The organism is Streptomyces lycii, assembly GCF_009735685.1.
In the GTDB taxonomy this organism is placed as follows: domain Bacteria; phylum Actinomycetota; class Actinomycetes; order Streptomycetales; family Streptomycetaceae; genus Streptomyces; species Streptomyces lycii.
Genome location: NZ_WHPN01000362.1, coordinates 1 through 14,142 on the forward strand (window position 1 = coordinate 1; position 14,142 = coordinate 14,142).

The window sequence follows — 14,142 nt, forward strand, 5'->3', positions numbered from 1 at the left end:
CGCACGGCGCACCGCCCCGCCGCCGGACAGGGTACCGGCGGCGGGGCGGCCGAGCGGAGGCGCCGGACGTGGTCAGTGACCGGCGCGCTCGCTCTCCGGCGGGCCCAGGTAGCTGGGCTTGAGTCCGCCGGTGTCCACCACCAGTTTCTGGACGACGACGGTCGGATCGACCATCCAGAACTTGAGCGTGTGCACGCCCGCCTCGGCGATGGTGTGCTCGGTGACCGTGACGGTGGCGTTGTCGGAGGTGTTCCGCGCCCACTGCTTGTTCATGTACATGTCGTCGGAGCCGGTCACCGCCGTGACGTTCACGGTCTGCGGTGCCTCGTCGTCGAAGGACACGGCGTACTTCAGGCCGTCCGTCGGCAGGACGTTGTTCCGCGGCGACAGATACGCGTGGACGGTCACCGGTCCGGACGTCGTCAGCGTCATCTCGTACTCCAGACGCGGCCCCTTGCCGCCCGGTTCACGGCTGGCGGCCGTGACGGGGAACGGCGTCATGCCGGAGCCGGTGCGGCCGATGTCCGGGATGAGCTGCCACTCGACGTCCGAGGCCCCGACGGTCTTCGTGGCGTGCTCCGCCTCGATCGAGACATAGCCGCCGGCCTCGATGAATCCGCGGCTCCCGCGGCGGGACAGCCGCTGGTTCTCGACGACGGCCGTGACCTCGACCGTGGCGCCGTCCGGGCCGGTGACGGTGATCGGCACCTCGGTGGTGCCCCTGGGGGCGCGCCGCCAGTCGACCCGCACCGTGGCGCGGACCTCCTTGTCCACCCGGCCGCGGGCCCGCTTCACCGAGATCCAGTCCACGGACGGCTCGATCCGGTAGTCGAAGGCCTCCGTGCCCCGGTTGAAGACGTCGATGTACTGCTCGGGCGCGGTCTGGTACGGGCTGAACGGCGGCAGCACCGCCTTGCCCGCGGCAGCCGGCCACCAGTCGTCCGAACCGTCGACGCCGACGCCCATCTCGGCCTTCGCCGGCAGTTCGATGCGCTGCACGGCGGGGAAGACCTCGTCGGGCAGGGCGACGTGATTCGGGGTCTGCGGCTGCTGCCAGGGGGCGTCGGGGCCGTAGCGCTCGACGTCGCCGTAGCCGATCTTCGGCTGGGTCTGGAATCCCTTCCACTTACCGCCGGCCAGCTCGTTGTTGTAGTAGTCCGACATCGCTTGGTCGTCGGCGAACCGGGCGTCGGTGGCGTCGGCCAGGTCGTTGGTGGCGGCCCGGCCCTGAGCGGCGTAGTGGATGTTGGTGAACTCCGCCTTGCGCAGGGCGTAGAGGTTGGCGGTGGCCTTCACCTGGTACAGGACCAGCTGGTAGTACGCGTCCTGCCAGTCGGCGGGGAGCTTCTTGCCGATCCGCTCGGCCTCCTCGGCCAGGTCCCGCCACTCGGTGGTGACGCGCTCCAGCTCCCGGTAGTGGTTGAGGTAGAAGGGGCTGGCCTCGTCGTCGTAGACGACGGCCTCCGGGTCGGTCGCCAGGTCCTTCGACGGGTCGAGGGTGATGCGGCGGTTCAGCAGCTCCGGCTTGCGGCGCGCCTGGAGGACCCCGTAGCGGTGCAGGACCTCGGCGATGGCGTGGGCGTGCTCGGGGCCGAAGTTCTCCTCGGCGTAGCGCTCCTCCCACTCCGGCAGCCGGTCCAGCGTCCAGCGCTTGGGGTCCCAGGCGTAGTCGAGGAAGAACTGCAGCGGCATCTCCTCGGCCTTCATGTCGCCGACGTTGACGACCCACAGCCGGTCCACGCCGTACGCGTAGGACAGGTGCAGCTGCTCCCAGGTGGAGGCGAGGTTGGCGGTGTCGACCCACTTGTAGTTGCGGCCGACGCCGACGTAGTCGAAGTGGTAGTAGATGCCGTAGCCGCCGCTCCGCGGCTCCAGGCTCTGGTCGGGCAGCTTGCGCATGTTGCCCCAGTTGTCGTCACAGAAGACGACGGTGACGTCCTCGGGCGGGCGCAGGCCCTTGTCCCAGTAGCGCTGGACCTCCTTGTAGAGGGTCTGCACCTGCGGGATGCCGGTGATGTCGTCCTTGCCGGTGACCTCGGCGAGGATCTCGCGCTGGCTGGCGATGATCGACTCCATCAGGTCGATGCCGTCGCCGTCGGGGAGGCTGACGTCGCCGTTGCCGCGCATGCCGAGGGTGACGACGCCCTCGAAGTCCTCGTCGACCATGCGGCGGATGCCGGCGGCCCAGTACTTCTTGATGGCGTCGGCGTTGCGGCGGAAGCTCCACTCACCGGTGCCGCCGTACGGGTCCTCGCCCGGCTCGGTGATGTTGCCGTCCTCGTCGCGGACGGCCGCCTTGGCGTGCCGGTTCCACTCCTCGATGCCGCGCATCATCGGGGCCTCGTGGGAGGTGCCCATGACCACGCCGTACGCCTTGGCGGTGGCGTGGTTCTCCGGGTCGTCCTCGGCGAAGGCGCGGCCCCAGACGGCGGGCCAGAGGTAGTTGGCCTTGAGCCGCAGCATGACTTCGAAGACCTTCGCGAAGAACTTCTTGTTGAAGCCGTTCGGGAAGCCGGCGGCGAGGCCGGGGCCGAAGTACTCGGGGGCCCAGGTGCCCAGCGCCGGGTTCTCGTCGTTGATGAAGAAGCCGCGGTACTTCACCGCCGGGGTGCCCTGGCTGTGCCGGCCGGGCAGCACGTGGAGGCTCTTCCGCCGGCGCGGGGGCACGTCGTCCCACCAGTGCCAGGGGGACACACCGATCTGCCGCGAGGTCTCGTACGCGCCGTAGATGGTGCCGCGCTGGTCGCTGCCCGCGATGACGAAGGCCCGGCGGACCCCCGGCAGCGGGTCGGTCACCACCTGCTGGAGGGAGGTCTCCCACTTGCCCTCGATGCCGGACACGTCGAGCTTCCCGGCGGCCACGAGGGCGTCGACGAGGGGGCTGCGGCCGAGGGTCCCGACCAGCACGATGTCCCGGGCGCCGCGCGGGGCGCGGTCGGAGCCGGGCTTCAGGACGGTGACGTCCGGCTTCTCGCCGGTGACCCGCTCGATGTCCGTCCGGAGGTCGCCGACGACCCTGACCACACCGGGGTGGTCGTCCTCGCTGACGACGAGCGGCGCAGCCCTGCCGTCCGCGACGAGCGGGAAACTGCCCCGCCCGCCGCTGAAGGAGATGAACCGGTGGGGATCACGCCCGGCCGCGGCGGCCGGCCCCAAGGGGGAGGACGGGGCGGCCGCCGCAGCCGCCGGGGCGGTGAGGGTGGCCGAGGTCGCCGCCGCCGCTGTCGCGACGGCCGCGGCCAGCAGGGAACGGCGACTCAGGGGGGCAGATGCCGGGGCGCTGCCGAAAGACCTTCTCATGTACTCGATCTCCGCAACCGATGGCGAGATGGCGACTGATGCCGCGAAAGTTATCGGAGATGTTCCGGAACAACAATGGTCGTGACACGACTCTTTGGTAGGAGCAACAGCCCGGACACGGCGGGGTAATTCTCCCCATTCCCGCACCTATCCCGGCGCTTCGGTCGCGGGCTTTCCGATGGGCGCACCGAAACTTTTCGGAACGCCCAGCGCACCCGGCAGGCCCGACCTCCGCTGGATGCCCAACTTGCGGTAAGCGCTCGTCAGATGGGTCTCCACGGTGCGCCGCGCCAGGTGCAGCAGCTCCGCGATCTCCGCGTTGGTCCTCCCCTCGGCCGCCAGCGCGGCTATGCGCAGCTCACTCTCGGTCAGCGCGTCGGCGCCGCTGCGCCGGGCGCCCACGGCGCGGGCCCCGCTCTCGCTGAGCGCCCGCTCCGCCAGCTCCAGCATCCGCGGCTCGTGCAGTTCCTGTGCGCGGGCGACCGCCTCGCGCAGCACCGTACGGGCCTTGCCGCGGTCGCCCGCCGCCTGGAGCCGCCCGCCGAGCGAGATGAGCGCGGCGAGCAGTTCCGGTCCCACGCAGGCGCCGGCCGGCGCGGTCCGCAGCAGTTCGACGGCCTGCCGGCTCAGCTTGAGACCGCGGCGGCCCCCGGTCACGGTGCCCAGCACCCGGAGCGCGCGGCCGATGGTCCGCGGAGTGCCCCAGACGACGGCCAGCCGGTGCTCCTCCTCGGCGAGCGCCACCGCCGCGGCGGTGCTGCCCATCCGCCGCAGGCACTCGGCGGCGGCCGACCGCCACGGGGTGACCACGGGGCTCAGCACGTCCCGGGCGGACTGGCGCCGTCCGCACTCCATGAAGTCGGCGAGGGCACCGGAGTGGTCGTCGAGGGTGGCGCGCAGCACGCCACGGGCGTAGAGGAAGCGGTTCCACTCCCAGGAGTCGCGGGAGCCGGAGGCCGTGATGCTCAGCGAGAGCCGCTCGGCCCGCGCGATCCGGTTGGTGGCGATCAGCGCCAGCATCGCCTGGGCGCGCACATTGGTCGAGCCGTGCGGGCCGTGCTCCGAGATGTCCCAGGCGTCGCGGTCCGCGAGCAGCTCCTCGTAACGGCCGCGCGCGACAGCCGCGTCGGCACGGGTGTTGGCCATGGACTGCAGACTGGGGTGCAGCAGCGAGGGCGAGTGGCCGGCGAGGCCGCGGCCGAGGATCTGGTCGGCCTCCTCGTTCCGGTCGGCCCACTGGAGCACCGCCGCGACGGTGGCCAGGACGTACGGGGACAGCGCCGGGTCGACGGGGACGTTCGCCACCGAGCACAGCCGGGCCACCGCCTCGTCGGCCGACACCAGCCCGGCGGTGGCCTCGTAGCGCACCAGCATGGCGCGCTCGGCCTGGTCCAGCCGGGCCGGGGAGTGCGCCGCGACATGGCGCAGCCCGGCGACCACCTGGAGCCAGCTCGCGCCGTCGTACGCGGCGAGCAGCGCCCCCGCCGCCTGGGTGACCCTGGCCGTGCCGGGCTGGTCCGCGTGCTCCTCGCCGAGCGCCCGCAGCGTCTCCAGCGCGGCCGGCACGTCACCGGCCCCGGCGAGCGCCGTGCCGAGCGCGACCGTGGTGCGCAGCCGCCCCGACCCGTGGTGCCGCAGCGGCAGGGCCTCCGTCAGATGCCGTACACCGACGGGGCGCCCGGCGTTGAACTCCAGGCAGCCGAGTTCGGTGAGCACCTCGCCGCGCCGCTCACGGGTCAGCGGCTCGTCGAGAGCCCGGCGGAGGAAGTTGCCCGCCTCGTGCGGCCGGTGCTCGCGCACGGCGTTCGACGCGGCCTCCAGCAGCGCGTTCGCCGCCCAGTCGGCACCGACGGCGGGGGCGGACAGCAGATGCCGGACGACGGCCTCGGCGGAGTCGCCGCGCCGGTACAGGATCTCGGCGACATCGCGGCGTACGGCCTGCCGGCGTTCCCGGGGCCAGCCCGCCAGCACCGCGTCCCGCAGCAGGGGGTGCGGATACCGGGGCGGGGCGCCGGGCTCGTCCCGCACGAGCAGGCCCTGCCGTACGGCCCAGCCGGCCCAGCCGGCCGTGCGGTCCGGGTCCGCCCCGGTGACCGGGGTGAGCAGTTCGGGCGTACCGGCGTTCTCCAGTTCGGCGAGCGTCCGGGCGGCGGTGCCGGTCGCGGGACCGGCGCACTCCAGCCACCAGGCCACGGCGGCGGTGAAGTTGCCGGGGTAGAGGTCGGCGCAGCGCTCGGGGAAGACGGGGGCGTCGCAGGGCGCCCCGGGCAGCGGGCCGCGGGAGGTGTCACCGGCCGGGGCGTCGTGCCCGCCGGGGGCGCCGTGCCCGCCGGGCGCGTCGTGCCCGCCGGGGGCGCCGTGCCCGCCGGGCGCGTCGGCTGCGGGGCGGGAGGGTCCGGCGGGTCCCGCCGGACCGGTGACTTCGGCCAGGTCGGCCAGCAGGGCGTGCAGCAGGAGCGGGTTGCCGCCGGTGGCGCGGAAGCACTCGTCCGCCCAGCCGCGCGGGGTGGCGTCGCCGAACCGGGCGCGGACGGTGTCCGCCACCTCCGCCGGGCGGAGCGGGCCGGTGGCGCAGACCGTGACGAGGGCGGGCGGCAGGGCGCGGGCCATGCCGGACGGCGAGGGGTCGATGTCGTAGCTCACGCGCTCGGTCATGACGAGCAGCACGGGTAACTGGTCCAGCATCCGGGCGGCCTGGGTGAGCCAGCGGCGGGAGGACGCGTCGGCCAGGTGGGCGTCGTCGACCGCGAGCAGCACCGGGCCGCGGGCGGCGTACGAACGCAGCAGCCGCCAGAGCCGGGCGGGCAGACCGGTGCCGTGCAGCGAGTCGCGCCCCTGGCGGGTGGCCCGGATCCGGTGCGCCCGCCGGCGGCCCGGCGCGGGCCGGGCACGGGCCACCGAGCGGGCGGCCGCGGGCAGTTCGGCGTCGAGGAGCTGCGCGACGGCGGCGTACGCCGTGCCCGACTCCTCCCGCGAACAGCGGGCCCGCAGCACCCGCATGCCGTGCCAGGACTCGCGGCGGACCACGGTCTCCAGCAGGGTGCTGCGCCCGGTGCCGGTGCCGCCGCGGATCAGCACCAGCCGGCCGGAGCCGGCCCGCGCCCGCGCCGCCTCGGCCGAGATCCGCTCCAACCGGGCCCGCTCGTCGGGCTGTTCCTCGGCCGTCGAAGAAGCATCGGCACGGTCGTCGGGCGGGGAGCCCGTCGTCCTGCTCCCGTTCATGGGGACCTCCCAGGGGGTGCGGATCGTGCAGCCGACAGTGCGCGTACGACTCCTTGCGGAGCGTTCGTGGCGGCCGTCCGGTCAGGGGACCGATGTCGTGGTGAACCACGATTGCAGGCGGCCACCGGTTCACGGAAATGTGTAGGACGGGATCGGGCGCACATCACAGCCCGATCCGCGCATTTGCCGCATTCCATCGGCACGTCGGCCAGGAAAGCGCTGGACACGGCCGTACGGGAGTGCGATGCGCGGTCGACGGACGGTGCCGACGGGGTCACCGCGACCACTCGATCGCGGAGCAAGGATGCGGAGCCGGGCAAGCGGCTCCGGGAGTGGGGGAACAGCGTGCAGACAACCTTCGAAGCCAAACCGGCCGGCGAACGCATACGCGTCGTCATCCACGCGCCGGACCCGATCTCACGGGCGGGAGCCATCAGCCAGCTCCGGCAGCGGCCGGAGGTCGAACTCATGGCCGAGTCGCCCGGCAGCGGCCCCGGCACGGTCGCCCTCGTGCTCGCCGAGAAGCTCGACGAGGCCACGATGCTGAGACTGCGCCGGTTGGTACGGACCGACGGGCTGCATGCCGTGCTGGTCACCGGCGTGATCCGGGAGGCGGAACTGCTCCAGGTGATCGAGTGCGGAGTGGCCGCGATCCTCTGGCGCCACGAGGCCACCGCGCACCGGCTGCTGCAGGCCGTGCTGGCCGCGTCGCGCGGTGACGGCGACCTGCCGTCCGATCTGCTGGGCCGGCTCATCAACCAGGTCGGCCGGCTCCAGCGGAGCGCCGTACAGCAGCCCGGCGGCAGCCCGGCCGGGCTGACCCCGCGGGAGACGGACATCCTGCGGCTGGTCGCGGAGGGCATGGACACCCGGGAGATCGCGACCAAGCTGTCGTACTCCGAGCGCACCGTGAAGAACGTGTTGCACGGCCTGACCACACGGCTCCAGCTGCGCAACCGGGCCCACGCCGTGGCGTACGCCCTGCGCGAGGGCTACATCTGACGCCGTGTCCGTACGGGCGCTTCTCCCCGCCCGTACGGACACGGACCCAGGACCGGCGGGCCTCCCGCCCCTTCCTCCGCCCCGTCCCGGCAGGCCTCGCCCGCCGGGACGGGGCGGAGGCACGATGGCGCTCGCGCACCGTACGAGCGCGAGCAGGACGAGCACAGAAACCAGAAAGGCCGGGCACGGTGATCCACGAGGTCGACGAGACCCTCAGAGGCATGCTCCGCGGCGGAGTCCTCTCCGGCACTGACATCGAGGTCTCCTTCGAAGCCCCGACCCGCGACTGGGCGGCGCGCCGCAACGTCCCGACGATCGACGCCTATCTGTACGACATCCGCGAGGACACCGCCCGTCGGCACCGCGGCGCCGTGTCCGTGCACGACGAGCAGGGTGCCGTCTACAAGCGCCGCCAGCCGCCGCGCTGGTTCCGGCTGTCCTACCTCGTCACGGCGTGGACGAAACGCCCCGAGGACGAGCACCGGCTGCTGTCCGCCGTGCTGTCGACGATGCTGCCGCGCGAACACATCTCCCCGTCCGAGCTGACCGGTTCGCTGGCCGACCTGAACCTGACCGTGCCGATGACGACCGCCGCGCCACCGCTGGAGTCCCGGTCGCTGGCGGACATCTGGTCGGCGCTGGGCGGCGAACTCAAGCCGTCTTTGGACGTGGTCGTCGTGGCACCGTTCCCGGCGGTGCGGGAGTACGACGTCGGTCCGCTGGTCCAGGAGGGCCTCATCCGGGTCAACGGGCACGGCGACGCGCCGCAGGACGACGGCGAGCTGCGCCACCAGGAGCGGCACCTGCGGCGGACCACCGACTCGCTGGTCCCGTACGGCCTCCGCAACCGGAACGTCCGGGCCGGTGCGCGTGCCGCCGCGGGAGCGGCCGGCCCCGCCGGAGGAGCCGGCAGGGACGGCCGGGCGGGCGCGGGCCCGGCGGACGGTGAGGACCGGAAGGGCACCGGGGGCGGCCGGACGGGCAACGGCGGCAGCGACGACGACAGGGGCGGCAGGGGCGGCAACGACGACGGCAAGGGCGGCAGGGGCGGAGCGCGGAAGCGATGACCTCCACCCCCGACTCCCCGTCCCTGCCCGCCGCCCCCTCCTCCCCCGCCGGGGTCGCCGCCGTGCTCGACGGCCTCCTCCAGCTCCGTGACCGCGCCGCGTGGATCGTGGAGCGGCGCAGCGCCGACGACCCGACCGCCGACGACCCGCTGCGCGGGATGTATCTGTCGCCCGAGGCCATCCGGCACCGGCTGCGCGCCGCGGAGGCGGCCGCCCCGGACGACGTTCCGGAGGCGGCGGAGGTGCGCCCGGCCGACGGCGGCCGGGCGGCGCCGGACGACCGGCTGCTGGCGCTCGCCGTGCGGTTCGGGCTGGCCGAACTGGACGTCGACATCCTGCTGGCCGCGCTGGCTCCCGACGTCGACCGCACCTTCGAGCCGCTGTACGGCTATCTCAACGACGACGTGAGCCGGCGCCGGGCGACGACCGGGCTGGCGCTCGACCTCTGCGGGGTGCCCGCGCACTCCCCCGTGGCCCGCGCCCGGCTGCACCCCGGCGCGCCGCTCCGTTCGCTGGGCCTGCTGCTCGTCGAGGAGGAGGACCGGCCGTTCCTGAGCCGCTCGCTGCGGGTGACCGACCGGGTCGCCGCCCATCTGCTGGGCGACGACGGGCTCGACGCGGCGCTCACCGGGCACGTCCGGCTGGTGGCACCGGACGCCGCCGACCGGGAGCGGCCCGGCGCTCAGGGACGGGGCGGCCCGGCCGGCCCGCCCGAGTCGCTCGCGGACCAGCTCGCCAAGCAGCTCGCGGACGGCCGCCCGCTGCTCGCCTATCTGCGCGAACACCGCACGGGCGACGGCCTCTCCTGCGCCCTGGCCGCCCTCCGCGCCGCGGACCGCCAGGCGCTGCTCTTCACCCCGCCCCCCGCGGCGTCCGGCGACGGGCACCACGACGGGCACGGGCACCACGAGCCGGCGGGGACACCGCCGCTCGCGGCCGAACTGCTGCGCGAGGCACGGCTGCGCGACTGCGCGGTCGTCGTCTCCGCGCTGCCCGGGCACCCCGGCCCGCTGATCCGGGCCCTGACCGCCGGGGACGTGCCGGTGCTGTTCGTCGGGGAGCCGCCGTTCGACCCCGGCTGGAGCGGCGACAGCGGCGAGGTCCTGGTGTTCGAGGCGCCCCGCCGGCAGGCCGGCGCGGTCGCGGCCTGGGCCGGGGCGCTGGGGCTCGACGGGGAGGAGGCCGACGGATTCGACCTGGCCCAGGTGGTGGCCCCGTACCGGCTGGGCGAGGAGCAGATCCGCCGCGCGGCCCGCGCGGCGGCGGGGCTGGCCGAGTTCGAAGGCGGCCCCGTCACCGCCCGGCATCTGCGGCTCGGCGCCCGCCAGCAGACCACGTCCGGGCTGGAACGGCACGCGCGCCGCATCCGGCCCGCGGTCGGCTGGGACGACCTGGTGCTGCCCCCGGAGCCGCTGGGCCAGCTGCACGAGCTGGTGCTGCGCTCCCGGCACCGGGAGCGGGTGCTCGGCGAGTGGCGGCTGAGCGCGGGCGGCGGCCGCGGCCGGGGCGTGGTCGGGCTCTTCGCCGGCGATTCCGGCACCGGCAAGACGCTGTCGGCCGAGGTGGTCGCGGCCGAGCTGGGCCTCGATCTGTACGTGGTGCAGCTCTCCGCCGTCGTGGACAAGTACGTCGGCGAGACGGAGAAGAACCTGGAGCGGATCTTCACGGAGGCCGACCGGGTGGACGCGGTGCTGCTCTTCGACGAGGCGGACGCCGTGTTCGGCAAGCGCTCCGAGGTCAAGGACTCGCACGACCGCTACGCCAACATGGAGAGCGCGTATCTGCTCCAGCGGCTGGAGTCCTTCGACGGCATCGCGCTGCTCACCACCAATCTGCGCGCGAACATCGACGAGGCGTTCACCCGCCGGCTGGACCTGGTGGTCGACTTCCCGTTCCCGGACGCCGAGCAGCGGCTGGCCCTGTGGCGCACCAGCCTCGCGGGAGTGCCCTGTGCGGAAGGCCTCGACCCGGGCCCGTGCGCCCGGGAGTTCGAACTGTCCGGCGGGTCGATCCGCAGCGCCGTGGTCAGCGCGGCCTACGCGGCGGCGGGGCGCGGCGACGAGGTGACGGCGGCGGACCTGCTGGCGGGGGCCCGCCGGGAGTACCGCAAGGCGGGCCGGCTGGTGCTGGAGGCGGGCCACGCGTGGTGAACCGCCCCGTCCCGGCCGGGGAGCAGGTCCCCGGCCGGGAAGGAGCGGCGGCCGCGTCGGCGGCGGCTCCGGGGCAGCGGCCCGTGGCAGCGGCCCGTGGCGGCGGCTCCGGTGCAGCGACGGAAACGGCGCCGCACCGGAGCCGCGGCGTGTCACCAGATGCGGAAGGACTTCGCCCGGTCGTTCATCTGGTCGCCCACATACGGAACCTCGTACGCGGTGTACGACTGGTCGGGATAGCCGCTCTCCTGCCAGCAGTTGGGCAGCGAGTAGAGGTGCACCTTCGACGTGTTGTACTTGATCGACGAAATGCGGTTGTGCCAATTCGACGCGAGGTTGATGCACGTACCGCCGGAGCCCGATACGGGTATCGTGTAGCCCCCGAAATTGGCGTTCTCGTAGAAATTGGAGCTGCCCTGACCACCGGCCTGGGCCGGGGTGGGACCGCCCAGTACGGCGAAAGCCAGCACAGCGGTTCCCACTAATGCCTTGGCATGCTTCTTCATGCGTGTCTCCTCAAAGATCCGGCAGTCCCGAGACCGGCGGACAACGGAACGGAAAGCTGTGGCCGAAAGCCCTCCGCGACCGGTTGTCCCCGCCGGCCCTTCCCCTGACATTCCCCCGCCGGCACCACGACTGCCCCGAGTGGTTGCCGGATCCAACCGCTGGTCCGTGACGGTGGGGACGCCTCGCACCAGCGGTCGTGGCCGCCCGGCCGGGGACGGGCCGTTCCGATCGCGGCGGCACTGATCAGACCCTCACACGCCGGCTCATGGTTGTCACCGAAAATGAGCATGCACAATCCCTGCCGACCGATAATGTGTCCCTCATGACCGCAGGCAGAAAGCGTGCGTCAACGCCGCGAAGACCCGCACTGCGAAGACCGTCACCGCACCGTCCGGCACCGCGCGGACCCGCGCCGCACAGGCCCGGGCCGGGGCAGAGGCCGTGACATCCGCGGAACCGAGCATTCACCAGCTCCGCCTGTTCGTGGCATTGAGCGAGGAACTCCACTTCGGGCGTGCCGCCGCCCGGCTGTTCATCACCCAGTCCGCGCTGAGCCAGCAGATCCGCGAGCTGGAGAAGCGATTACGGCTGCGGCTGTTCGAGCGGAACAGCCGGGCCGTCGGCCTCACCGCCGCGGGGCAGGCACTGCTGCACGAGGCCCGGACGGTGGTCGGGGCCGTGGACCAGCTGCTCCGCGCCGCCGAGGCGCGACGGCGCCGGCTCTCGGGCAGCATCAGGGTGGGCACCATCGGCGCCGAGGCGGCCATGCCCCACACCCGCGCGGTGCTCCGGACGCTGCGCGACCGCCATGCGGAGCTGACGGTGCACATGCTCAGCCTCAACTTCGTCGATCACATCGCCGCCCTCTTCCGGGAGGAGGTGGACGTGCTCTTCCTCCGCCCGCCCGTCCCCGAAGGCATAGAACTGCACCAGCTCGCCACCGAACCGCGCGTGGCGTGCCTGCCGGCAAACGATCCGCTGGCCGCGATGCCACGGATCGATCTGGCCTGGCTCGCCGGCTATCCCGTGGTGGCCATGCCCGCGCAGGTACCGCGCGTCTGGTGGGACTTCTGGGCGGTGGACCCGCGGCCCGACGGCAGCCCGGTGCGGTACGGGCCGGTCGTCACCGACATGGAGTCCCTGCTGCACACCGTGGCGCAGGGAGAGGCCATGTGCTTCCTGCCCGCGGCCGCCCGCGACTACTTTCCCCGGCCCGGCATCCGGTACGTGTCCGTCACCGGCCTGCCGCCGTCCACGTCGGCGGTCGCCTGGCTCGCCAAGAACCGTGACGATCCGGTCGTCACCGCCGTCCGGCAGGCCGCCCGGAACTTCACGGACGGCCGGCCGGCCGGAGGGTGAGGAGGGAGCCGAGGGCTGTCCCGCGGTCACCGCCGGACCGGTGCGCGGACCGGTCCGCGGCGCGGGACGCGATCCGCCGCGCGGCGGCGGGCCGCCCTCGTACGCGGGCGCACCCGGGCGGTCCGGCGGCGCGGTGAGGCGCCGTGGCCGTCGTCGTGCGGCCCGGCGGGGACCACGGGAGGCCGTCAGGCCCCGTCGGGCAGGACGCCGCTGAAGTCGAAGGTCTGGTTGCCCTGGCCGTTGCCGCAGACGAAGAGCACCACGGGTGTCCCGTCGGCGGTGCCGCCGTTCAGGACGTCCAGGCACTTGCCGGAGTCGACGGCCACGATCTCACCCTGGCCGTTGAAGTCGAAGTCCTGGGCGACGTGGTCACTGCAGTTGGCGACCTGGATCTTGGTCAGGTTGTCGTGCGAGCCCCAGGCCACGTCCATGCACCGTTTCTGGGAGACCACGCTTCCGTCCCGGTTGACGGTCCACTTCTGACCCGCGTCCTTGCTCTTGCAGGCCTCGATGACCAGCTGGGTCCCGTCCTCACCCGTCTGGCTGCTCAGGCACTTGTTCGACTTGCGGTTGACGAGTGTGCCGACGTTCGTGGGCCCCTTCCGCGCGGGGGCCTCCTGCTCGTCGGCCTCGGGCTTCTTGTCACCGCCGCCACCGCCGCCCGGGGGCTTCTCCTCCTCCTTCTCCTCCTTCGCGGGGCTGCTGGAGGGGGACGAGGAGGCGGAGGGCGATTTCGACTCCGTCTCGGTCGGGCTCGGCAGCGCGGAGGCGCTGGGGTTGGCGGCCTTCTCGGTGGCGAGGCTCTGCACGGTGGGGGCCCGGGTGAACCACAGGATGACGAACACGATGGCCAGCGCCAGCAGAATGCTGAACGTCGCCAGAATCCAGTGCGGCAGCACACTGCGCTGCACATACGTGCCGTCCACCGGCAACGGCTCCGTACCCGAACGCTGCACCGCCAACTGGAACGGACGCGTCTCCTTCCGCCCGAACCACGTCACCGCCTGCGGCCGCACCGTCGACCTCACAAACGCGGCCCGACCCGGCTCGATCTGCACATTCGACGGATGAATGTCGAACCCCAGCTGATCACTGGACTCCACACCCGTCACCGAAGCCGTCAGCTTCACATTCCCCAGATTGTCCACCGCCAGCACCGGACGACCCCGGAACCGCCCCTTCACCACCGGCGGCACCAACTCCGCCCGCATCTCCGTGAACGGCGTCACCGTCAGATTGCCCTCCACCACCACCGCGGCCTCGGGACGCTCCGTCGGAACAGTCTGCACACCAAACGGATTCGGCCCCGCCGTCGCATCCGGCGACCGCGGCGGCGCGAACTGCAACTCCACCGTCCCCGTCGACCCCGGATACAACTTCACACTCGCCGGCTCCACCCGCACCCACAACGCCGGATCCCCCACCGGCACAACGCGGTACTCATCCACCACATCACCGGTATTGCGCAACCGAAGCCGCACCGTCACCGCCGCCCCCGCATCCACCGTCGCGGAAACCGGCTCAAGAGAAGTCCA

7 protein-coding genes and 1 pseudogene are annotated in these 14,142 nt (G+C 73.1%); 4 read left to right on the forward strand and 4 right to left on the reverse strand.

The features are described 5' to 3' along the window. Positions 1 to 72: 72 nt before the first annotated feature. Positions 73 to 3,300 (reverse strand): glycosyl hydrolase 115 family protein, encoded by a 3,228-nt coding sequence (locus GCU69_RS24210; protein ID WP_156207173.1) that lies wholly within the window; start codon positions 3,298 to 3,300, stop codon positions 73 to 75. Positions 3,301 to 3,447: 147 nt separating this feature from the next. Continuing rightward, positions 3,448 to 6,522 (reverse strand): AAA family ATPase, encoded by a 3,075-nt coding sequence (locus tag GCU69_RS24215; protein WP_156207174.1) that lies wholly within the window; start codon positions 6,520 to 6,522, stop codon positions 3,448 to 3,450. A gap of 345 nt (positions 6,523 to 6,867) precedes the next feature. On the opposite strand from GCU69_RS24215, the gene GCU69_RS24220 reads away from it, so the two are divergent. The 3 genes and pseudogenes from GCU69_RS24220 to GCU69_RS24230 all read left to right on the forward strand — a co-directional run bounded on the left by GCU69_RS24220 (position 6,868) and on the right by GCU69_RS24230 (position 10,741). Beyond that, on the forward strand, positions 6,868 to 7,524 hold the full coding sequence (locus GCU69_RS24220) for a helix-turn-helix transcriptional regulator (RefSeq protein ID WP_235978672.1): 657 nt from the start codon (positions 6,868 to 6,870) through the stop codon (positions 7,522 to 7,524). A 188-nt stretch (positions 7,525 to 7,712) separates the two neighbouring features. Then, positions 7,713 to 8,303 (forward strand): annotated as a pseudogene (locus tag GCU69_RS24225) (DUF4255 domain-containing protein); the annotation flags it as partial. Positions 8,304 to 8,587: 284 nt separating this feature from the next. Then, the gene (locus GCU69_RS24230; protein ID WP_156207176.1) at positions 8,588 to 10,741 is read left to right on the forward strand and encodes an ATP-binding protein; all 2,154 of its coding nucleotides are present in this window, start codon (positions 8,588 to 8,590) and stop codon (positions 10,739 to 10,741) included. A 152-nt stretch (positions 10,742 to 10,893) separates the two neighbouring features. Here the strand turns inward: GCU69_RS24230 and GCU69_RS24235 are convergent, their stop codons facing one another. Further along, complete coding sequence (locus GCU69_RS24235) at positions 10,894 to 11,211, reverse strand: hypothetical protein (protein ID WP_098753138.1); 318 nt, start codon at positions 11,209 to 11,211, stop codon at positions 10,894 to 10,896. A gap of 478 nt (positions 11,212 to 11,689) precedes the next feature. On the opposite strand from GCU69_RS24235, the gene GCU69_RS24240 reads away from it, so the two are divergent. Next, positions 11,690 to 12,607 carry a LysR family transcriptional regulator gene (locus GCU69_RS24240; protein ID WP_156207177.1) on the forward strand — a complete coding sequence of 306 codons (918 nt, stop codon included), beginning with the start codon at positions 11,690 to 11,692 and terminating at the stop codon, positions 12,605 to 12,607. Positions 12,608 to 12,792: 185 nt separating this feature from the next. On the opposite strand, the gene GCU69_RS24245 is transcribed toward GCU69_RS24240, so the two are convergent. Then, positions 12,793 to 13,896 (reverse strand): RICIN domain-containing protein, encoded by a 1,104-nt coding sequence (locus GCU69_RS24245; RefSeq protein ID WP_408055842.1) that lies wholly within the window; start codon positions 13,894 to 13,896, stop codon positions 12,793 to 12,795. Between the last annotated feature and the right edge of the window lie 246 nt (positions 13,897 to 14,142).

What these genes read in the sequence shown, in the direction of transcription:
- GCU69_RS24210 (WP_156207173.1), bottom strand. Translation starts at nt 3,300, where the DNA reads ATGAGAAGGTCTTTCGGCAGCGCCCCGGCATCTGCCCCCCTGAGTCGC.
- GCU69_RS24215 (WP_156207174.1), bottom strand. Translation starts at nt 6,522, where the DNA reads ATGAACGGGAGCAGGACGACGGGCTCCCCGCCCGACGACCGTGCCGAT.
- GCU69_RS24230 (WP_156207176.1), top strand. Translation starts at nt 8,588, where the DNA reads ATGACCTCCACCCCCGACTCCCCGTCCCTGCCCGCCGCCCCCTCCTCC.